The following is a 19,199-nucleotide window of genomic DNA, read 5'->3' on the forward strand; positions in this document are numbered from 1 at the left end:
CGCCCGACAGGATCCTCCCCGCACCGCCCCGTTCAGCCCTCCTCGCCGGCCCGGTAGACGCCGAACGACGCTCCCTGCGGGTCGCGCAGTACCGCGATGCGCGGTCCGTCCGGGACGGACGCGGGTGGCACGACGACGGATCCGCCCGCCCGCTGGGCGACCTCCGCCGCCGCGTCCACGTCGTCCGCCGCGAAGTAGGGCAGCCAGTGCGGCGGCACCTCATGCGGGAACCGGTCGGCCATGTCGGCCATACCGCCGAAGTCGGCCCCCTCGATGCCCCATTGCGTGTACCACTGCGAGGCGTTGACGCTCCAGCCGAAGACCGTGGTGTAGAAGTCCCGGGCCCGCTCGGTCGCCCGGGTGGCCAGCTCCACCCAGCCGAGCGTGCCGGGGGCGTTGAACATCCCGGCGCCCGGGAACGCCCGCGCCTGCCACATCTGGAACGCCGCACCCGTCGGGTCGAAGCCGACGACGAACCGGCCCGCGTCGAAGACGTCCAACGGGCCGACGACGATCGTCCCCCCGGCCTCCGTCACGCGCCGTGCGGCGTCGTCCGCGTCCGGCACGGCGAAGGACACGTTCCAGGCGACGGGCTGGGACTCCTGGTACAGCGGGCTGAGTGCGGCGACCGCCGCGTCCCCCAGGTGCGCCACCGTGTAGCCGCCGGCCTCCGGCCGCTCGTCCGTCTCCGGTCGCCAGCCGAACAGGTCCGCGTAGAAGCGCTTCGCCCCCTCCAGGTCGTCCGTCCCCAACTCGGTCCAGCAGGGTCCGCCGGTCACCGGCTTGTCCAACTTCATGAGGCCTCCTTCCGGCGCGGCCGAGGCGCCCGCGGCGCACCACCCGCCCGTACGGCGCCCCTCGACCCCCTCCAGGCACGCTAGTCGCGCCCGCGGCCACCGGCCATCGGAGCCCGCCGCGCCGCCCGGGCCTAGATTCCGGGCCGGTAGCGCAGCGGATGGTCCGACGGGATCTCCACCAGGACGATCCGGGTGCCGTCAGGGTCGGCGATCCACATCTCGATCAGGCCCCACGGCTCCCGGACCGGTGGCCGGACGATGTCGACCTCCTGGTCCAGCAGTTCCTCGTGGGCGGCGGCCATGTCCGGCACCTGGAGCCACAGGCTCACCGCGGGGGACGGCGGGGTGTCCGAGCGGCCGGAGACCTCCAGGAAGCCGCCGCCGAGGAAGTAGACGGTCCCGCGCTCGGGACCCGTGCCGAACTCCCGGTAGACGGGAAGGCCGAGCCGCTCCCCGTAGAAGGCGCGGGAGCGTTCGGGGTCGGTGGGACGCAGAAGTGTCCGGCTGCTGAGTACGTGCACCATGCATCCGGAGCCTAGTGGCACAGTTACCCTCGTCCCTTGCTCAGCCGCGCCCGAGATCGGAGAAGCACCTCATGGACACCACGACCCAACCGACCTTCCGAGACGCCACCGAGGCCGACGTGGACGCGCTGGTCGCGCTGGTCGAGTCGGCGTACCGGGGCGAAGCGAGCCGGGCCGGGTGGACCACCGAGGCGGACATCCTGGAGGGGCAGCGGACCGACCCGGAGGGCGTCCTCGAGGTCGTGAAGTCGCCCGGCGGCCGGCTGCTGACCGTCGAGCGGGACGGCATGATCGTCGCCTGCTGCCAGATAGAGCACCGGGGCGAGCACGCCTACTTCGGCATGTTCGCGGTCAGCCCCGCCCTGCAGGGAGCGGGCCTGGGCAAGGTCGTCATGGCCGAGGCGGAGCGGCGGGCCCGTGAGACCTGGGGCGTCACCGAGATGCACATGACGGTGATCTCGGTGCGGGACGACCTGATCGCCTGGTACGAGCGCCGCGGCTACCGCCGTACGGGAAAGATGACTCCCTTCCCGTACGGCGACGAGCGGTTCGGCATCCCGCGGCGCGCCGACCTCCAGTTCGAGCTGCTGGTCAAGTCCCTGGTGTGACGTTCATGCGGAAGATCGCGCGCCGGCCCGCGCGGCTCAGGCCGTGAAGCGGCCGGTGCGTTTGATCTCCGGGTAGTCGGTGGTCGCGCCGTCCAGTTGGAGCGCGCGGACGAGCCGCAGGTGGTCCTGGGTGTTGACCACCCAGCCGATGATCTTCAGGTCGGCCGCGCGCGCGTGCTCGACGACCTCCAGGGTCAGCCGTCGGATGTTGAGGCAGACGGTGGCGGCCCCCACCGCCTTGGCGCGCTCCACCACGTCGGTGCCGTAGCGGCTCGCGATCAGCGCGGTGCGCACGCCCGGCACCAGCCGGGCGATCTCCGCGACCGCCTCGTCGTGGAACGAGGAGACCTCCACCCGGGAGACCAGGTCCCGCCGCCGCATGACGTCCGCCAGCGCACGGGCGGCCGCCACGTCCTTGATCTCCGCCTGCAAGGGCGTCTTCACCGCGTCCAGGACCTCCTCGAACAGCGGCACCCGCTCGCCGCGTCCCGCGTCGAGGGCGCGCAGCTCCGCGAGGGTCTTCTCGGCGATCGGGCCGGTGCCGTCGGTCGTCCGGTCCACGTCCGCGTCGTGCATGACGACCAGGGCGCCGTCCTTGCTCAGATGGAGATCGAGTTCGATCAGGTCGAGGCCGGCCTGCTGCGCGGCGGCGAAGGAACGGAGGGTGTTCTCGGGCTCGACACCCATGACCCCGCGATGACCGATGGTAAGGAAGTTCAAGGTTCAACTCGCTTCCGTCGACGGCGGCTCGGCGCCGGCGGACCAGACGGGACGTCGTCGTCCGCGCGGCAGGCTCGCAGCCTAATGGCCTGGTCCCACGATGGACCCGCACCTGCGCGAGGCATCGGGGCGCGGCGCGCGCGAAACCTGGCCCGTGCCCGGCCTTCGGTCACCCGGAGGTGGGCGAGTTCCCCCGGTGTTGACCGGCCGGATCCGGATCCCGCCGCCGAGCATCCCGACGCTCCCCCCAGTGAGGCGAAAGTGAGCGTCGTCACGGTTTGCCGCAGGAAAAACAGCGGTGACCATGTGGATCGGCAGAAGAATTTCCGGGGCAGGCTCTTGCTGAGAGAAACCGGGTATGCATACGGTGTCCATACGCGAGGTTCTCCCGTGAAGGATGGGACATGACGGAAATTCTTGTGCAGGTGGGTTCGGAGGAGCAGGTTCCTTCGCTGACCAGGGTGGTTGAGCACCCGGCCTGGCCCGTGCTCAAGGATGCCGTGGAGCAGATCCGGCCATGGCAGTCCAAGGACGGATCGATCGACTTCGAGGCCGAGGGTGCTCCGGAGCGCGCCGCGGCCGAGGCCGCCGTGTCCCGTGTCGCCGAGGCGGTCGAGCAGCTCTCCCCGCTCCTCCCGCACGACGCGGTGTACCACGAGGCCCTCGTCAAGGACCTGCGCCGCTGGGCCGAGGGCGGCTTCGAGGTGCCGGACTTCCTGGACTCCCTGCTGGCCTTCCAGCCCGCCGCGGGCCGCGCCGACGGCCTCCAGCACCTGGTCGTCTTCCCGATGTACACGCAGAACGGCAACCTGGACCGCAACCTGGAGGCGGTCGTGCTGCGCATGGTCTGGCCCGAGTGGCTGGCCGAGCTGGAGCGCACCCGGTACGACAACCCGCTGTTCTGCGGCATCAAGTTCGAGGACTTCACGGCCGGGTACGACACCCACTCCGCGGTCCTCTTCCCGGAGACCATCGCCGTGCGCGAGGCGCCGGAACGATTCACCTGGGGCGGCATCTTCTGCGACCGCGAGGCCGCGCGCTTCCGCCGGGTCACCGACGCGGCCGTGGACATCCTGGGCCTCGAACTGCCCGAGGACATCGCCGCGATGATCCACGACCAGAAGCGCTGCGAAGAGGCCTTCGTGCTGTGGGACATGGTCCACGACCGCACCCACAGCCACGGCGACCTGCCGTTCGACCCGTTCATGATCAAGCAGCGCCAGCCGTTCTGGATGTACGGCCTGGAGGAGCTGCGCTGCGACCTCACCGCCTTCAAGGAGGCCGTGAAGCTGGACGCCGACGGTGTCCCGCAGGCCCGTGACGTGCAGTACGCGGTGCTCTTCGACCGCATGTTCCGCTTCCCGGTCAGCGGCGACCGCAACCGCAACTACGACGGCGTCGGCGGCCAGCTGCTCTTCGCCTACCTGCACAAGCACGACGTCGTCCGCTGGACCGACAACAAGCTCACGATCGACTGGGAGCGTGCCCCGCAGGTCACCAACCAGCTCTGCGCCGAGATCGAGAAGCTCTACCGCGACGGCATCGACCGTCCCAAGCTGGTGCACTGGTTCGCCGGCTACGAGCTGGTCTCCACCTACCTCGCCCCGCACCCGGGCTCGAAGTGGGCGAAGGGCCCCGACGCGCTGGACCTGACCCTGCCGCCGCGCAAGCTCGTGGACGACGTGCTTCCGGACGAGTTTCCGCTGAGCATGTTCTTTGAGGCACTGTCCAAGAAACTGAAGAACGTGATCGCCTCCACCAAGGGCATCACCGCGGACAGCGCCGAGCGGATCGCCGCGTGAGCGACCGCGTACAGAACACTGCTGCAGAGGGGAAGACCATGGGGAACGGGGCGAACGGGGCTCTCAGTGGTGCGGTGATCGCGGTGGCCGGCGCGGGCGGCCCCGCGGGCCGCGCGGCACTGCTGCGCCTGGCCGAGGCCGGCGCGACCGTAGTCGGGGCGGACAACGACCCGCAGCGGCTCTCGGAGGCGGTGGACGCCGCCCGGTACGCCGCCGGCGGAGCCACCGTCACCGGTGACACCGTCGACCTGCTCGACCTGCAGTCCACCCGTGACTGGGCCACGCACATCGAGAAGGACTTCGGCCGGGTCGACGGCCTGGTGCACCTCGTCGGCGGCTGGCGCGGCAGCGAGACCTTCACGAAGACCAGCCTCGACGACTGGGACTTCCTGGAGATGCTGCTGGTGAAGACCGTGCAGCACACCTCCCTCGCCTTCCACGAGGCGCTCCAGCGCAGCGACCGGGGCCGTTACGTCCTGATCAGCGCGTCCGGCGCCTCCAGGCCCACCGCCGGGAACGCCGCGTACTCCGCGGCCAAGGCGGCCGCCGAGGCGTGGACGCTCGCCATGGCCGACTTCTTCCGCAAGGCGGGGGGCGCCGAGGGGCCGACGTCCGCGGCTACGATCCTTGTGGTGAAGGCGCTGGTGCACGACGCCATGCGCGCCGAACGCCCCAACGCGAAGTTCGCGGGCTTCACGGACGTCAAGGACCTGGCCGAGGCCATCGAGGGCGTCTGGAGCAAGCCCGCCGCGGAAGTGAACGGAAACCGTCTGTGGCTGACCGAGAAGCCGTGAACCCTGCCAGGACCGACGCGCGTCGTCACCACGACCCGCAGGTCCGCGGTTTCGCCAGTGACAACTACGCCGGGGTCCACCCGGAGATCCTGGCCGCCATCGCCCTGGCGAACGGCGGCCACCAGGTGGCGTACGGCGAGGACGACTACACCGAGAACCTGCAGCAGATCATCCGCAGCCACTTCGGCTCCACCGCGGAGGCCTTCCCGGTCTTCAACGGCACGGGGGCGAACGTGGTCGCGCTCCAGGCTGTCACCGACCGCTGGGGTGCGGTGATCTGCGCCGAGAGCGCGCACATCAACGTCGACGAGGGCGGCGCCCCCGAGCGGATGGCCGGCCTGAAGCTGCTCACCGTGCCCACGCCCGACGGCAAGCTCACGCCCGAGCTGATCGACCGGCAGGCGTGGGGCTGGGAGGACGAGCACCGGGCCATGCCCCAGGTCGTCTCGATCACCCAGAGCACGGAGCTCGGCACCCTCTACACGCCGGAGGAGATCCGGGCGATCTGCGAGCACGCCCACGCGCACGGCATGAAGGTGCACCTGGACGGCTCCCGCATAGCCAACGCGGCCGCGTCCCTGAACGTGCCCATGCGCACGTTCACCAACGCGGTCGGCGTCGACATCCTCTCGCTCGGCGGGACGAAGAACGGCGCCCTGTTCGGCGAGGCCGTCGTGGTCCTCAACCAGGACGCCGTCCGCCGGATGAAGCACGTGCGCAAGATGTCGATGCAGCTCGCCTCCAAGATGCGCTTCGTGTCCGTGCAGTTGGAGGCCCTGCTCTCGAAGGACCTGTGGCTGCGCAACGCCCGGCACGCCAACGAGATGGCCCAGCGGCTGTCCGAGGGTGTACGCGCGGTGCACGGAGTGGAGGTCCTCTACCCGGTGCAGGCCAACGGCGTCTTCGCGAAGCTCCCGCACGACGTGAGCGAGCGCCTGCAGAAGCGGTTCCGGTTCTACTTCTGGGACGAGGCCGCCGGTGTCGTGCGCTGGATGTGCTCCTTCGACACCACGGAGGAGGACGTCGACACGTTCGTGGCCGCGCTCAAGGAAGAGATGGCCCGGTAGTCCCCAGCGATGCATAGGTATGCGGTCGCTCGAAAAGTCATTGACGCTCAGGTGGCCGCTTTCCTATGCTCTGCGGACATGCAGCTGATCCAGAACGCAGCCGACCTGTCCTCCTATCTGGCCGCTGACGAGGTGATCGACCATCACCACCCCGTCGTGCTGGAGACGGCCGCACGGCTGACCGAGGGGGTCGCGGACTCGTATGCCTATGCGCGAGCCGCGTACGAATTCGTGCGGGACACCATCCCGCACTCCGCCGACTCGGGTGATCCGCGCGTCACCTGGCGGGCTTCGGACGTGCTGGAGCGGCGCACCGGCATCTGCCATGCCAAGGCGCACGCCCTCGCGGCCCTGCTGCGGGCCGAGGACATCCCCACGGCGCTGTGCTACCAGCGGCTGACGCACGACGACGGCAGCGGCCACGTGCTGCACGGCCTGGTCGCCGTGCGCTTCCACGGGGCATGGCACCGGCAGGACCCGCGCGGCAACAAGCCGGGCGTGGACGCGCGCTTCTCCCCGGACGGCGAGCGGCTGGCCTGGATCCCCGACCCCGAGGCGGGCGAGTCCGACCACCCGGTCCTCTACGCCGCCCCGCACCCCGCCGTCCTCGACGCGCTACGAGCCGCCCCGGACCGCCCGCACCTGTGGCGGACGCTCCCCGACACCCTCTGAAGCGCGGGCTCGGCGGCGGGGCGCCGTCCCGGGCGTTCGGCGGACGGGCCGCACGCCGTGCCGGGCAGGGACGGCCCGTTCGGGGTATCGGGGCAAGCGGTCCGCGCGCGGTAGGCCGTCTCAGGTGTCGCAACGCGTCCCGCGCGCGGGTACGCCGACGTGGTCGCGCGTACGCCGTGCTGAACGCCGCACCTACCTGGGCGCGGCGAAGCCGACTTGACTGCGGGTGGGCCCGCAAGGCGTGGTCGAGCTGGGCCGAGGCCCGGTGCCGGGCGATCCGTACCGGGCGGGGCCGGTCTCCGCGGCGGTCCGCTGCCTCGCGCGACTGGGCGTGGGGCCGGCCCGGTGCGGGCGGGCCGGGCTTCGGTCCGGGCCCGGGGGGTGCGGGGCGTGGCGGATCGCCCTCCGCTCGGGCCGTCGCCTCAGTACGGCTTGAGCCTGGGCGGCTGACCTGGGGCGATCGGGTCGGGCTTCGGCCCGGCGTCGGACGAGGGAGCCTGGCCGCCGTGCGGGCCCTTGTCTCAGGCCTCGGCGCGGGGGCGCTGATTCAGTGTGCCTCGGCCGCGCGCAGTTGCTCCACCGTGGGGGCCGTGCCGCCGAGGTGGGCCGGGAGCCACCAGGTCTCCTCCGCGCCCTTCGGGCGGGAGGGGTAGGCGCGCTGGGCGGCCTCCAGCATCTCCTGGACGCGTTCGCGCAGGCGCCGGGTGATGGCCCCCGCGTACTGGTCGCGCGGGGCCTCGACCGGCTCACCGACCCGGATCGTGACGGGGGTGTGGCTGCGCCGGAAGTTGCGGGGCCGGCCCTTGGTCCACAGTCGCTGGGTGCCCCAGACCGCCATCGGGACGAGCGGGACGCCCGCCTCCTGGGCGAGCCGGGCCGCGCCCGACTTGAAGCTCTTGAGGGTGAAGGACTGCGAGATCGTGGCCTCCGGGAACACCCCGATGATCTCGCCCGAGCGCAGGGAGTCCAGGGCGTGCGCGTAGGCCGCCTCGCCCTGCGCGCGGTCCACCGGGATGTGCTTCATGCCCCGCATCAGCGGACCGGAGATCTTGTGCCGGAAGACCGACTCCTTCGCCATGAAGCGCACCAGGCGCTTCTGCGGCAGGGCCGCCAGGCCGCTGAAGATGAAGTCCAGGTAGCTGATGTGATTGCTCACCAGAACGGCGCCGCCCGAGCGGGGGATGTTCTCCGACCCCTGACAGTCGATCTTCAGGTCCCAGACCTTGAACATCGTCCTGGCGAGACCGATGACGGGACGGTAGACCAGCTCTGCCATGGGTGGGGTGGACCCTTCCTGCTCTGCCCGGGAAGGAGGGGGCTCCCGGCGGCCAAGTTACGCAGCCGTAGGTAAACGGCGTCTCGCAGATCGTGCCCGAAGAACGGACAAGGAGCCAGCCCTGGTGCCTCGTGGCGGCGAGATCCTCGTCACGTCCCGAGCGGCCGCGCCGTACGGCGACCGCCCCCGGCGATCACCGGAGGCAGGAATCCCCGCACGCCGATGCATGCTTGTGCGCAGGACGAGACGAGCGGAATCGTGGTGCGGGGCGGTACTTGCCGCGGCAACCACCGGGGACGCCGCCGCGGGAACGGCGGGAAGGGAGCGCAAGGGTGCGCGGGCGGGACGACGGCAAGCGGCTCGGAGCGGCCGAACTGGGCGGTGAATTGGGGGAGCGGGCCACGCTCGTGCAGTTCTCCAGCGCCTTCTGCGCGCCCTGCCGGGCCACCCGGCGCGTCCTCGGCGAGGTCGCGGCGATGGTCCCGGGCGTGGCCCACGTCGAGATCGACGCCGAGGCCCGGCTGGACCTCGTGCGCGAGCTGGGCATCCTCAAGACGCCCACCGTGCTGATCCTGGACGCGGACGGCGGGGTGGTGCGGCGCGCCGCCGGCCAGCCCCGCAAGGCCGACGTCATCGCCGCCCTGGGCGAGGCGCTGTGAGTGCGCCCGGGGTCACGGTGAGGCATCTCCCAGATACCGGACCGAACTTGACTGTACGTGCCCGCTATCGTCAGCCTGACCGTATGCCGACCCGACTCCTTCTCTTCGGGCGGGTCCACGTCGACCTGGCCCGCACCGCGAGCGCGCGCTGTCCGGGCTGTTGAGCAGCCACGGACCCGCACCCCGCCTCTCGCAGAAGGACAACTCCATGACGGCCACGCCCGATCTCGGCACCTTCCAGCTCGCCTCCCCCGATCTCCTGCGCTCCACCTTCCGCCGGCACGCCGCGGGTGTCGCCGTGATCACCGCGGCCGGCGCCCGGGGCCCGGTCGGTTTCACCGCCACCTCCCTGACCTCCGTGTCGGCCGAGCCCCCGCTCGTGTCGTTCGGCATCGGCACGGGCGCCTCCAGCTGGCCCGCCGTGGCCGAGACCGAGCACGTCGGCATCCACATACTCGGCGAGCACCAGCGGGACCTGGCCGCCACCTTCGCCCGCAGCGGCGCCGACCGCTTCGGGGCGCCCACGGCCTGGCGCGAGGGCCCGAACGGCGTACCCGTCCTGGACGACGTGCTGGCCTGGCTGGTCTGCCGGATCGTCGGCCGCGTCCCGGCCGGTGACCATCGCATCGTGCTCGCCGAGGTGGTCCTCGGCGACTCCACCGGAGCCGGCCGGCCCCTCCTCTACCACCAGGGCCGGTTCAGCGGCCTGCGGGATTGATCACGCCCCCTCCCACCTGCGAAGTCGTCCGATTCCGGTTACGCTGCGTTGCGAAGGTCACAGTTCAAAGCGCTTGCTTAGCGGGCATGAACTGGGTGTACTGACGAGTAATATTTCGGTCGGAGCGCGCGGACGCCCCGACCGGGATCGGCCGCTTCAGGCGCCTATGCTGCCTGCAAGAGGCAGCCCGGAAAAGACGATGCAGTAGGAGAGCCGGCGTGAGCTTGAGGATCGTTGTCACTGTGAAGTACGTGCCCGACGCCACTGGCGACCGGCACTTCGCCGATGACCTGACCGTCGACCGCGACGACGTGGACGGGCTGCTCTCCGAGCTGGACGAGTACGCGGTCGAGCAGGCGCTGCAGATCGCCGAGGACGCCGACGACGCGGAGGTCACCGTCCTGACCATCGGCCCCGAGGACGCCAAGGACGCGCTGCGCAAGGCGCTGTCCATGGGTGCCGACAAGGCCATCCACGTCGAGGACGACGACCTGCACGGCACTGACGCCATCGGCACCTCCCTGGTGCTGGCCAAGGCCATCGAGAAGGCCGGTTTCGACCTGGTCGTCTCCGGCATGGCCTCCACCGACGGCACCATGGGCGTCGTCCCGGCGCTGGTCGCGGAGCGGCTGGGCGTCCCGCAGGTCACCCTGCTCTCCGAGGTCTCCGTCGAGGACGGCACGGTCAAGGGGCGCCGCGACGGCGACGTCGCCTCCGAGCAGCTCGAGGCGCAGCTCCCGGCCCTCGTCTCCGTGACGGACCAGTCGGGCGAGGCCCGCTACCCGTCCTTCAAGGGCATCATGGCGGCCAAGAAGAAGCCGGTGGAGTCCTGGGACCTCTCCGACCTGGACATCGAGGCCGAGGAGGTCGGTCTCGACGGTGCGTTCACCAAGGTCGAGGCCGCGAACGAGCGTCCGGCCCGCACGGCCGGCACCATCGTCAAGGACGAGGGCGAGGGCGGCAAGCAGCTCGCTGAGTTCCTCGCGGGCCAGAAGTTCATCTAAGGGCCCGTTCCCGCTGACCGCCCCTCAACTTCTTTTCGCAGGAGAGCAATCCCATGGCTGAAGTCCTCGTCTACGTCGACCACGTGGACGGCGCCGTCCGCAAGCCCACCCTGGAGCTGCTGACCCTCGCCCGCCGCATCGGCGAGCCCGTCGCCGTCGCCCTCGGCAACGGCGCCGCCGACACCGCCGCCGCGCTCGCCGAGCACGGCGCGGTCAAGGTCCTCACCCACGACGCGTCCGAGTACGCCGACTACCTGGTCGTGCCCAAGGTGGACGCGCTGCAGGCCGCCTACGAGGCCGTCTCCCCGGCCGCCGTGCTGGTCCCGTCCTCCGCCGAGGGCAAGGAGATCGCCGCCCGCCTGGCGCTGCGCATCGGCTCCGGCATCATCACCGACGCCGTCGACATCGAGGCCGGCGACGAGGGCCCGGTGGCCACCCAGTCGGTGTTCGCCGCGTCCTTCACCACCAAGTCCCGTGTCATCAAGGGCACCCCGGTCATCACGGTCAAGCCGAACTCGGCCGCCGTCGAGGCCGCCCCGGCCGCCGGCACGGTCGAGGCCCTGTCCGTGTCCTTCTCGGACAAGGCGACCGGCACCAAGGTCACCGGCCGCACCCCGCGCGAGTCGACGGGCCGCCCGGAGCTCACCGAGGCCGCGATCGTGGTCTCCGGTGGCCGTGGCGTGAACGGCGCGGAGAACTTCTCGATCATCGAGGCGCTCGCCGACTCCCTCGGCGCGGCCGTCGGCGCCTCGCGTGCCGCCGTCGACGCCGGCTGGTACCCGCACACCAACCAGGTCGGCCAGACCGGCAAGTCGGTCTCCCCGCAGCTGTACATCGCCAACGGCATCTCCGGCGCGATCCAGCACCGCGCCGGCATGCAGACCTCGAAGACGATCGTGGCGGTCAACAAGGACGCCGAGGCCCCGATCTTCGATCTGGTCGACTACGGCGTGGTCGGCGACCTCTTCGACGTCGTCCCGCAGCTGACCGAGGAGATCAAGACCCGCAAGGGCTGATCTTCCCCCTGGGCGGTACCAGGCCCCCGTGACCGGCGCGGTCACGGGGGCCTCGGTGCATCCTGGAGGCGTCCCGGCCGGACCCGTCCGGCGCCCCGGAGGGTGTTGACCCGCGGGAACCACCCCAGATAACTTCATTCTACGGATTGTTGATTCCGTACAGCGGAAAGTTGGAGGGTGTGGGATGGGTCAGCAGGAGAAGGTGGCGACGAGCCTCGCGGGTGCCGTCAGCGAGGAGATCAGCGCCTCCCTCGCGCCGGTCGACGCGGAACTCGAGCGCCGCTACCCCGGAGACCCCGGCTCCCGGCAGCCCGTCCACACGGTGTACGTCCCCGGCGACGCCTTCGCCGCCGACACCATCCGGTCCTGGGGCGGCCAGGCCCTCGCGGCCCTCGACGAACACGCCCCGGACGCGGCCGCGTTCGCGGCCGTCCTCGGCCTCTCCGACGAGCTCGCCGAGCCCGTCCACTCCCGCGTCCGCGCCAAGCTGGAGCGCGAGCCGATCGAGGACCTGCGCGTCGACTTCGAGGACGGCTACGGCCCCCGCCCGGACGCCGAGGAGGACGCGGCGGCCGCCCGCGCGGCCCGTCTGATCGCCGAGGCGTACCGGGACGGGACGGCCGCCCCGTACATGGGCATCCGCACGAAGTGCATGGAGGCGGCGGTCCGCGACCGGGGCATCCGCACCCTCGACGTCTTCCTGACCGGACTGATCAATGCGGGCGGCCTGCCCGACGGCCTGGTACTCACCCTGCCGAAGGTGACGTACCCCGAACAGGTCACGGCGTTCGCACGGCTGCTGGAGGCCTTCGAGAAGGTTCACGGCCTGGAGCCGGGCCGGCTGGGCTTCGAGATCCAGATCGAGACCAGCCAGTCCATCCTGGCCACCGACGGCACCGCCACCGTCGCCCGCATGATCCAGGCCGCCGAGGGGCGCGCCACCGGTCTCCACTACGGCACCTTCGACTACAGCGCCTGCCTCGGCGTCTCCGCCGCCTACCAGGCCAGCGACCACCCCGCTGCCGACCACGCCAAGGCCGTCATGCAGGTCGCCGCGGCGGGCACCGGCGTCCGCGTCTCGGACGGCTCGACCAATGTCCTCCCCGTCGGCCCCACCGCGAAGGTCCACGACGCCTGGCGGCTGCACTACGGCCTCACCCGCCGCGCCCTGTCCCGCGCCTACTACCAGGGCTGGGACATGCACCCCGGCCACCTCCCGACCCGCTACGCCGCTGTCTTCGCCTTCTACCGCGAGGGCTTCGAGCAGGCGGCGGCCCGGCTCGCCCGCTATGCCAACCGCACCGGCGGCGACGTCATGGACGAGCCCGCCACCGCCAAGGCCCTCAGCGGCTACCTGCTGCGCGGCCTGGACTGCGGCGCCCTCGACATCGCCGAGGTCGCCCGCCTCACCGGCCTGACCCGAGCCGACCTGGAGGGCTTCGCGGCCCCTCGGCGTGGTGATCTGACGGTTTCCGGCAAGTAGGGGCCGTCCCCGGCGGAGTCGCTGCACCGGGCGGAGTCCCGCTCGGCCGGGGCCCTTGCCCGGCCGCCGACAGAGCGGCGGTCGTCCTCGGGCGAGCCGACCCTCCGGGCATCGGGCGGCCCGGGCCGGGTGCCCGGGCCGCGCGGGGCCGGGCGTCGTGGCCGCGTGGGGGGCTTCTCCGCCGCCGGGTGAGCGACACGCCACCGCCATGGTCCTCGGCGGCCGCCTGCTCGGGGAAGTCGATGCGCGGACGGCGGCTCTCGTAGGCCGCGCCCGGCGGGGCCCCGGGCCGCCGGTTGGGCGGCGCTCGTGCTCACGTGAGTTCACCCTCCGGGCCCGGCCTGCCCGAGGCCGGGCCCCGGCTGCCGGGCTTGTCCGGCCGCCTGGTCGGCGGCGCCGTGGCGGCCAGGGCCCCGAGGGGTGCGGGGTGCCGTCTGTGGGGGCCGGGTTGTGAGGGCTGTGGTGGCCTGACCTGCCGGCTGGGCGGCGGCGCTGTGGCCGGTGGGGCCCTGTGGATTCCCGGGGGCTGCCTGCCTGCGGCAGGGGGTTCGGGGTGCCGCGGGGGGTGTCCGGTCGCCCGGTCGGCAGTGCCGCGGCCGTCAGGGGCCCGAGGGCTTCAGGGTGCCGCCTGCCCGCGGCGTGTGTCCGGAACGCGGGACTACCCCGGCGTCGACCCGGCGACGTACGGTTCGAGGCCGGACCTCGTCACCCACTGGTGCTCGGCGAACAGCCGGGTGGCCACGGCGCAGAGGGTCGCGTCCGCCCGGGCCCGTGCGCTGAACTCCTCCGGCGTGACTCCCAGCAGTTCCCGCAGCGCGGCCGACTCCACCAGCAGGTCGGTGAGGAGTGTGTGCTGGTCGCCGGGGTGGCGGCGCGGTGTGCGGGCACCGTCGTGCAGCACCCCGTGCCGGTTGACGTACGCATGGGCGCCGGGCAGCACATGGCCGTCCGGCAGCTCGATGCGCACCTCCGGTGCGGGCAGCCAGGCGCGGCGGAAGTTGCCGTCGGGCAGCGGCACGCCCTCACTGGCGTCGATCGCCGTCAGCTGCCGCGGGTCCAGCCAGATGACGAACAACTCACGTGCCGCCGACGGCGCCTTGACCGGCGAGGCCGAGACGTAGCCCGCGCGGCTGACGTGTGCAGAGACGCCCACCTCGATCCCGCGCACCCGGGCCCGCACCATCGGCACCGGGGCGGCGATCCCGAACTCCGTCATCTTGTAACGCAGTTGGGCGGGACTGGCGTTGGACCCGACCGTCAGCACCGGCACCCGGTCGTCGTACACCAGGCGTTCCAGCGGGAACATGCGGTCGCCGTGCAGCAGCCCGGACTCGGCGGGCCAGACGCCCGGATAGCGCAGCGGATGCTCACGCGGCGCCTCGGCGAGGCCCAGTTCCTCCAGCGTGCGGCCGGTCACGGGCAGCTCAGCCGGCCGGCGGCAGCTCGCCGGAACCGCGGGTGATCAGGCGGGTCGGCAGCTCGATGCGCTCGGGAGCGACGAGGCTGCCGTCCAGCTGGCGGAAGAGACGTTCGGCGGCGGTCCGGCCGAGCGCCGCCGCGTCCTGCGCGACGACCGTCACCCCCGGCCGGAGCAGATCGGCCAGCTCGATGTCGTCGAAGCCGACGAGGGCGACCGGACGGGAGTGCCCGGCGAGGACGCGGACCACGGTGACCGTCACCCGGTTGTTGCCCGTGAAGATCGCCGTGACGGGCGACGGGCCCGACAGCATCTCCTCGGCCGCCCGGCGCACCCGCTCCGGGTCCGTCGCGCCGAGGGACATCCACTGCTCCTCGACCGCTATCCCGGCGTCCTCCATGGCGGCCCGGTAGCCACGCAGCCGCTCGGCGGCGGTGTGGATGCGCGGCATGTCCCCGATGAACCCGATCCGGCGGTGCCCGTGCGCGATCAGATGGGCCACGCCGTCGCGGGCGCCGCCGTGGTTGTCGGACAGGACGACGTCGGCGTCGATCTTCCCGGCGGGCCGGTCCACGAACACCGTGGCCACGCCCGCCCGGATCTCCGGCTCCAGGTAGCGGTGGTCGTCGCCGGCCGGGATCACCACCAGGCCGTCCACCCGCCGGGCGCACAGGGCCAGCGCCAGCTCCTGCTCACGGTCCGGGTCCTCGGCGCTCGAACCGTTGATCAGCAGGGCGCCGTGGGCGCGGGCCACCTCCTCGACCGCGCGGCTCAGCGGCCCGTAGAAGGGGTCCGCGAGGTCCTCGAGGACCAGGCCGATGCTGGCCGTACGGCCCTTGCGCAGCACCCGCGCGCTGTCGTTGCGGCGGAAGCCGAGCGCGTCGATCGCCTCCTGGACGCGCCGCTCGGTGTCCGGGGTGACCCCGGGCTCGCCGTTGACCACGCGGGACACCGTCTTCAGGCCCACCCCCGCCCGGGCCGCCACGTCCTTCATGGTCGGGCGGTTGCCGTAACGGTTCCCGGTGAGCTGTGCTGCGCGGCGGGTGGTCTCGGGCACGATGCGCTGTCCTGTCGTCCGTGTTGTCCACTAGGGGGTGCGGCGATCCATCAGGTTGTATGAGGATGTGGCGTCGAGCATAGAGCCTGGACAACGTTGTCAGATGCGCGAGAGACTGTCCATCGCTGTCTCCGGCCCGCGCCCCCACCGCTCGACCGGCCTGCTTTTCTTCTGATTCTCAAGGTTCGACGGGGAGAACTGACTCTGATGCACACCGACCTAGTGGCGGCCCTGGACATCGGCGGCACCAAGATCGCCGGTGCGCTGGTGGACGCTCACGGACGGATCCAGGCCCGCGCCCAGCGTGCGACGCCCGCGCGACAGGACGGCGAAACGGTCATGCGGGCCGTCGAGGGGGTGCTCGGCGACCTCGCCGGATCGCCCCTGTGGGGACGCGCCGGTTCGGTCGGCATCGGCAGCGCGGGCCCGGTGGACGCCTCCGCGGGCACCGTCAGCCCCGTCAACGTGCCGGGCTGGCGCGACTTCCCGCTGGTCGAGCGGGTGTGCGCGGCCACCGGCGGCCTGCCGGTCGAGCTGATCGGCGACGGCGTCGCCATCACCGCGGCCGAGCACTGGCAGGGCGCCGCCCGGGGGCACGACAACGCGCTGTGCATGGTGGTCTCGACGGGCGTCGGCGGCGGCCTGGTCCTCGGCGGCCGACTGCACCCCGGCCCGACCGGCAACGCCGGGCACATCGGGCACATCAGCGTCGACCTCGACGGCGACCCCTGCCCGTGCGGCTCGCGCGGCTGCGTCGAGCGCATCGCCAGCGGGCCCAACATCGCCCGCCGCGCCCTGGAGCGCGGTTGGCGGCCGGGCCCGGACGGCGACACCTCGGCCGCGGCGGTCGCGGCCGCCGCCCGCGAGGGCGACCCGGTCGCCGTGGCCTCCTTCGAGCGGGCCGCGCGGGCCCTGGCCGCCGGGATCGCCGCCACGGCGACCCTGGTGGAGATCGACATCGCCGTGATCGGCGGCGGCGTGGGCAAGGCCGGTGACATCCTCCTCACCCCCCTGCGCAAGGCCCTCGCCGACTACGCGACCCTCTCCTTCGTCAAGCGGCTGACCGTGGTGCCCGCGCAGATGGGCACGGACGCCGGACTGGTCGGCGCCGCAGCGGCCGCGCTGGCCCGGACGAGCGACGCGACCACGGCCGGCGTCTGAGGGCCTGAGCCGGGGCGGGCGCTCGGGGGTCCCTCAGAATCGTTTCAGCAGCTCCACGGCCGGCGGTACCGGTCAGCCCGCGGCACGGTCCGGTCGGCCCGCGGGGCGCGGCCCCGTCCGCCGGTGGGGCCGAATCGCGGTTCCGCGCGTGACTCCGGGGCGGTTGCGCAGTTGAGCCGGGCATGAAGAAGCGCAGCATGCTCGCCCTCGCCACCCTCGCCACCGGATTCGTCGTGGCGGCCGTCACCCCGTCCCACGCCACGGACAAGGGCCCCCTGCAGGACCTCAACGTCTCCGGCACCATCGACAACGTCGACCACCTGGTCAGCCAGGACAGCTTCGCCGTGGACGAGAACGCGCTGGGCCAGGAGTAGCCCCGAGCGGCCGTGCCGGTCGCCCCGTCGCCCGGGGACGCCGGCACGGCCGTGCGGGCGCCCTCAACTGGACGTGGTTTCCGTGGCAGGGTGGAGCGGGCAAGCCACAGGGGGCCAACAGAAGAGGGGGAGTCCGTGACCGTCGTCTGGATCAACGGCGCGTTCGGTGCGGGGAAGACCACCACCGCACGGGAACTGATCGAACTGATCCCGAACAGCACGCTCTTCGACCCCGAGGTCATCGGTGGAGCGCTCTCGCACCTGCTGCCGCCCAAGCGCCTCGCCGAGGCCGGTGACTTCCAGGACCTGCCGATCTGGCGCCGACTCGTGATCGACACGGCGGCCGCGATGCTCGCCGAGCTGGGCGGGACCCTCGTCGTCCCCATGACCCTGCTCCGCCAGGAGTACCGCGACGAGATCTTCGGTGGCCTCGCCGCCCGTCGGATCCCCGTTCGGCATGTGCTGCTCGCCCCGGCGGAAACGATCCTGCGGGAACGGATAGCCGGGCGGGAGATCCCGCCCGACGTGCCGGACGGCGAGATGCGGGTACGGCAGTGGGCGTACGACCGGATCGAGCCCTACCGGGCCGCCCTGGCCTCCTGGCTCACCGCGGACGCCCACCTGATCGACAACGGCGCGCTCACCCCGTACGAGACCGCCGCCCGTGTCGCCGAAGCCGTCGGCAGCGGGGCCGTCCCCCCGTGCGACATCGTGCAGACGCCGGAGCCCACCGCCGAGACGCTGGCGGCCGGAGTGCTCCTCTTCGACGAGCAGGACCGGGTCCTGCTGGTCGACCCCACCTACAAGCCCGGCTGGGAGTTCCCCGGCGGTGTGGTCGAGCGGGGCGAGGCCCCCGCCCGGGCCGGGGTGCGCGAGGTCGCCGAGGAGACCGGCATACACCTGAGCGAGGTGCCCCGGCTGCTCGTCGTGGACTGGGAGCGGCCGGTTCCCCCCGGCTTCGGCGGACTGCGCCTGATCTTCGACGGCGGCCGGCTGGACTCGACGGAGGCCGCCCGGGTGCTGCTGCCGGGACCGGAACTGCGGCAGTGGCGGTTCGCGAGCGAGCGGGAGGCGGCCGACATGCTGCCGCCGGTCCGCTACGAGCGCCTGCGCTGGGCCCTCAAGGCCCGCGAGCGCGGCGCCGCGCTGTACCTGGAGGCCGGCATACCGGTCACGGGCCGGCCGGCCTGACGAGGCAGCGGTGATCGAGGGTCGGGTCGGCAAGCGCGCCCCCGGCCGCACCGGCCGGACGCCGCGTGATCACCCGGCGGCCGGGTGGCGGTCCGCCGCTTGCCGCAGTGCCGCCGACGCTCCGCCGAGCACGGGGTCCCCGCGGCCGAAGCACGCCACTTCCGTGTCCAGGGCGGCCAACCGGTGGAAGCCGGTCAGCAGTCGGGGCCGGTCGAGGTTGAACACGCCCGGGAGCACCGTCCCGTCGATCGGTGATGCGGCCACCGTGTCGCCCGTGAACAGCACGCCCTCGGCGGGGAGGAACAGGGCGATGCTGCCGTCCGTGTGCCCGGGGACGTGCACCACCCGGGCGCCGCCGCCGAAGTCGAGCACGTCACCGTCGGACACCTCCGTGACGTCCGGCGGGCGCACCGGCTCGCCGGGCGGAAGGTGTGCGGCGGCCGCCGCGTGGAGAGGCAGCTCCCAGTCCTCGAACCGCGGGGCCGGGCCCGGGCGTTCCCCCCGTACGAACGGCGCGTCCAGCCGGTGGGCCAGCACCTCGGCGCCGCTGAGGGCGGCGAACTCACCCGCTCCGCCCGCGTGGTCCTCGTGGAAGTGGGTCAGCACGATCCGCCGCACGTCCCCGGGTGCGCGGCCGAGCGCCGTGAGCGCCTCGGCGATCGCCCGCCCCGCCCCGACGGCGCCCGCGTCGATCAGGGTCGACTCGGCGCCGTCGTGCCAGAGGTAGGCCTGGCCGACGGGAAAGCGCAGCAGGTGGAGGCGGGGGAGCAGTTCGACGACGTCCATACGCCGACGCTAGGGCCTGTTGCGAAAGTGGTCCTCTGCCGTGCGACGCCCGGCACGCGCTCTCGCCGCACCG

At 72.5% G+C, this 19,199-nt stretch carries 20 protein-coding genes; 13 read left to right on the forward strand and 7 right to left on the reverse strand.

The genetic code is table 11. The annotated features are described in order from the left end of the window. Nucleotides 1-32: 32 nt before the first annotated feature. Nucleotides 33-797 (reverse strand): VOC family protein, encoded by a 765-nt coding sequence (locus V7E45_RS03940; protein ID WP_333772642.1) that lies wholly within the window; start codon nucleotides 795-797, stop codon nucleotides 33-35. A 131-nt stretch (nucleotides 798-928) separates the two neighbouring features. After that, nucleotides 929-1,321, reverse strand: coding sequence for a VOC family protein (locus V7E45_RS03945; protein ID WP_333772643.1), 393 nt, complete (start codon nucleotides 1,319-1,321; stop codon nucleotides 929-931). A 71-nt stretch (nucleotides 1,322-1,392) separates the two neighbouring features. Here V7E45_RS03945 and V7E45_RS03950 point away from each other — a divergent pair, with 71 nt between their 5' ends. Then, nucleotides 1,393-1,929 carry a GNAT family N-acetyltransferase gene (locus V7E45_RS03950; protein ID WP_333772644.1) on the forward strand — a complete coding sequence of 179 codons (537 nt, stop codon included), beginning with the start codon at nucleotides 1,393-1,395 and terminating at the stop codon, nucleotides 1,927-1,929. Nucleotides 1,930-1,965: 36 nt separating this feature from the next. On the opposite strand, the gene V7E45_RS03955 is transcribed toward V7E45_RS03950, so the two are convergent. Continuing rightward, nucleotides 1,966-2,649, reverse strand: coding sequence for a glycerophosphodiester phosphodiesterase (locus V7E45_RS03955; RefSeq protein WP_333772645.1), 684 nt, complete (start codon nucleotides 2,647-2,649; stop codon nucleotides 1,966-1,968). Nucleotides 2,650-3,053: 404 nt separating this feature from the next. Between V7E45_RS03955 and V7E45_RS03960 the strand changes: the two genes are divergently transcribed. The 4 genes from V7E45_RS03960 (at nucleotide 3,054) to V7E45_RS03975 (ending at nucleotide 6,984) form a co-directional block, all read left to right on the forward strand. Further along, complete coding sequence (locus V7E45_RS03960; RefSeq protein ID WP_333772646.1) at nucleotides 3,054-4,451, forward strand: DUF6421 family protein; 1,398 nt, start codon at nucleotides 3,054-3,056, stop codon at nucleotides 4,449-4,451. A gap of 38 nt (nucleotides 4,452-4,489) precedes the next feature. Continuing rightward, a complete protein-coding gene (locus tag V7E45_RS03965) occupies nucleotides 4,490-5,245 on the forward strand; it encodes an SDR family oxidoreductase (protein ID WP_333772647.1) in 756 nt (251 codons plus the stop codon). Then, nucleotides 5,242-6,312 carry a threonine aldolase family protein gene (locus tag V7E45_RS03970; RefSeq protein ID WP_333772648.1) on the forward strand — a complete coding sequence of 357 codons (1,071 nt, stop codon included), beginning with the start codon at nucleotides 5,242-5,244 and terminating at the stop codon, nucleotides 6,310-6,312. Before V7E45_RS03965 ends, V7E45_RS03970 begins: the two co-directional genes overlap by 4 nt. Nucleotides 6,313-6,390: 78 nt before the next feature. Continuing rightward, nucleotides 6,391-6,984, forward strand: a complete 594-nt coding sequence (locus tag V7E45_RS03975; protein WP_333772649.1) for a transglutaminase domain-containing protein — start codon at nucleotides 6,391-6,393, stop codon at nucleotides 6,982-6,984. Nucleotides 6,985-7,531: 547 nt separating this feature from the next. Here the strand turns inward: V7E45_RS03975 and V7E45_RS03980 are convergent. Further along, entirely contained in the window at nucleotides 7,532-8,260 is a 729-nt protein-coding gene (locus tag V7E45_RS03980) for a lysophospholipid acyltransferase family protein (RefSeq protein WP_333772650.1), read from the reverse strand. 275 nt (nucleotides 8,261-8,535) lie between these two features. On the opposite strand from V7E45_RS03980, the gene V7E45_RS03985 reads away from it, so the two are divergent. The 5 genes from V7E45_RS03985 (at nucleotide 8,536) to V7E45_RS04005 (ending at nucleotide 13,140) form a co-directional block, all read left to right on the forward strand. After that, nucleotides 8,536-8,919 carry a TlpA family protein disulfide reductase gene (locus V7E45_RS03985; protein ID WP_333772651.1) on the forward strand — a complete coding sequence of 128 codons (384 nt, stop codon included), beginning with the start codon at nucleotides 8,536-8,538 and terminating at the stop codon, nucleotides 8,917-8,919. A gap of 208 nt (nucleotides 8,920-9,127) precedes the next feature. Then, entirely contained in the window at nucleotides 9,128-9,637 is a 510-nt protein-coding gene (locus V7E45_RS03990; protein WP_333772652.1) for a flavin reductase family protein, read from the forward strand. Between the two features lie 218 nt (nucleotides 9,638-9,855). Beyond that, nucleotides 9,856-10,641 (forward strand): electron transfer flavoprotein subunit beta/FixA family protein, encoded by a 786-nt coding sequence (locus V7E45_RS03995; RefSeq protein ID WP_333772653.1) that lies wholly within the window; start codon nucleotides 9,856-9,858, stop codon nucleotides 10,639-10,641. A 53-nt stretch (nucleotides 10,642-10,694) separates the two neighbouring features. Beyond that, on the forward strand, nucleotides 10,695-11,657 hold the full coding sequence (locus V7E45_RS04000; protein WP_333772654.1) for an electron transfer flavoprotein subunit alpha/FixB family protein: 963 nt from the start codon (nucleotides 10,695-10,697) through the stop codon (nucleotides 11,655-11,657). Between the two features lie 184 nt (nucleotides 11,658-11,841). Further along, the gene (locus V7E45_RS04005) at nucleotides 11,842-13,140 is read left to right on the forward strand and encodes a DUF6986 family protein (RefSeq protein WP_333772655.1); all 1,299 of its coding nucleotides are present in this window, start codon (nucleotides 11,842-11,844) and stop codon (nucleotides 13,138-13,140) included. Nucleotides 13,141-13,798: 658 nt separating this feature from the next. Here the strand turns inward: V7E45_RS04005 and V7E45_RS04010 are convergent. Then, nucleotides 13,799-14,563: a hypothetical protein gene (locus tag V7E45_RS04010; RefSeq protein WP_443055929.1), complete on the reverse strand. Its 765-nt coding sequence runs from the start codon at nucleotides 14,561-14,563 to the stop codon at nucleotides 13,799-13,801. 1 nt (nucleotide 14,564) lies between these two features. Then, nucleotides 14,565-15,614 carry a LacI family DNA-binding transcriptional regulator gene (locus V7E45_RS04015; protein ID WP_333772657.1) on the reverse strand — a complete coding sequence of 350 codons (1,050 nt, stop codon included), beginning with the start codon at nucleotides 15,612-15,614 and terminating at the stop codon, nucleotides 14,565-14,567. Nucleotides 15,615-15,821: 207 nt separating this feature from the next. Here V7E45_RS04015 and V7E45_RS04020 point away from each other — a divergent pair, with 207 nt between their 5' ends. From V7E45_RS04020 to V7E45_RS04030, 3 genes are all read left to right on the forward strand, one after another. Beyond that, on the forward strand, nucleotides 15,822-16,775 hold the full coding sequence (locus tag V7E45_RS04020) for an ROK family protein (RefSeq protein WP_333772658.1): 954 nt from the start codon (nucleotides 15,822-15,824) through the stop codon (nucleotides 16,773-16,775). 182 nt (nucleotides 16,776-16,957) lie between these two features. Beyond that, nucleotides 16,958-17,149, forward strand: a complete 192-nt coding sequence (locus tag V7E45_RS04025; RefSeq protein ID WP_333772659.1) for a hypothetical protein — start codon at nucleotides 16,958-16,960, stop codon at nucleotides 17,147-17,149. A 135-nt stretch (nucleotides 17,150-17,284) separates the two neighbouring features. Beyond that, nucleotides 17,285-18,340 carry an NUDIX hydrolase gene (locus V7E45_RS04030; protein ID WP_333772660.1) on the forward strand — a complete coding sequence of 352 codons (1,056 nt, stop codon included), beginning with the start codon at nucleotides 17,285-17,287 and terminating at the stop codon, nucleotides 18,338-18,340. Between the two features lie 69 nt (nucleotides 18,341-18,409). Here V7E45_RS04030 and V7E45_RS04035 read toward each other — a convergent pair whose 3' ends face one another. Continuing rightward, nucleotides 18,410-19,126 carry an MBL fold metallo-hydrolase gene (locus tag V7E45_RS04035; protein ID WP_333772661.1) on the reverse strand — a complete coding sequence of 239 codons (717 nt, stop codon included), beginning with the start codon at nucleotides 19,124-19,126 and terminating at the stop codon, nucleotides 18,410-18,412. Between the last annotated feature and the right edge of the window lie 73 nt (nucleotides 19,127-19,199).

The organism is Streptomyces sp. IBSBF 3136, from assembly GCF_036815105.1.
Lineage (GTDB): Bacteria > Actinomycetota > Actinomycetes > Streptomycetales > Streptomycetaceae > Streptomyces.

Excerpts from the sequence above, each read along its gene's own strand:
- V7E45_RS03960 (WP_333772646.1), top strand. The coding sequence starts at position 3,054 with ATGACGGAAATTCTTGTGCAGGTGGGTTCGGAGGAGCAGGTTCCTTCG.
- V7E45_RS03965 (WP_333772647.1), top strand. The coding sequence starts at position 4,490 with ATGGGGAACGGGGCGAACGGGGCTCTCAGTGGTGCGGTGATCGCGGTG.
- V7E45_RS03990 (WP_333772652.1), top strand. The coding sequence starts at position 9,128 with ATGACGGCCACGCCCGATCTCGGCACCTTCCAGCTCGCCTCCCCCGAT.
- V7E45_RS03945 (WP_333772643.1), bottom strand. The coding sequence starts at position 1,321 with ATGGTGCACGTACTCAGCAGCCGGACACTTCTGCGTCCCACCGACCCC.
- V7E45_RS04035 (WP_333772661.1), bottom strand. The coding sequence starts at position 19,126 with ATGGACGTCGTCGAACTGCTCCCCCGCCTCCACCTGCTGCGCTTTCCC.
- V7E45_RS03980 (WP_333772650.1), bottom strand. The coding sequence starts at position 8,260 with ATGGCAGAGCTGGTCTACCGTCCCGTCATCGGTCTCGCCAGGACGATG.
- V7E45_RS04000 (WP_333772654.1), top strand. The coding sequence starts at position 10,695 with ATGGCTGAAGTCCTCGTCTACGTCGACCACGTGGACGGCGCCGTCCGC.
- V7E45_RS04005 (WP_333772655.1), top strand. The coding sequence starts at position 11,842 with ATGGGTCAGCAGGAGAAGGTGGCGACGAGCCTCGCGGGTGCCGTCAGC.
- V7E45_RS04025 (WP_333772659.1), top strand. The coding sequence starts at position 16,958 with ATGAAGAAGCGCAGCATGCTCGCCCTCGCCACCCTCGCCACCGGATTC.
- V7E45_RS04020 (WP_333772658.1), top strand. The coding sequence starts at position 15,822 with ATGCACACCGACCTAGTGGCGGCCCTGGACATCGGCGGCACCAAGATC.
- V7E45_RS03950 (WP_333772644.1), top strand. The coding sequence starts at position 1,393 with ATGGACACCACGACCCAACCGACCTTCCGAGACGCCACCGAGGCCGAC.
- V7E45_RS03940 (WP_333772642.1), bottom strand. The coding sequence starts at position 797 with ATGAAGTTGGACAAGCCGGTGACCGGCGGACCCTGCTGGACCGAGTTG.
- V7E45_RS03975 (WP_333772649.1), top strand. The coding sequence starts at position 6,391 with ATGCAGCTGATCCAGAACGCAGCCGACCTGTCCTCCTATCTGGCCGCT.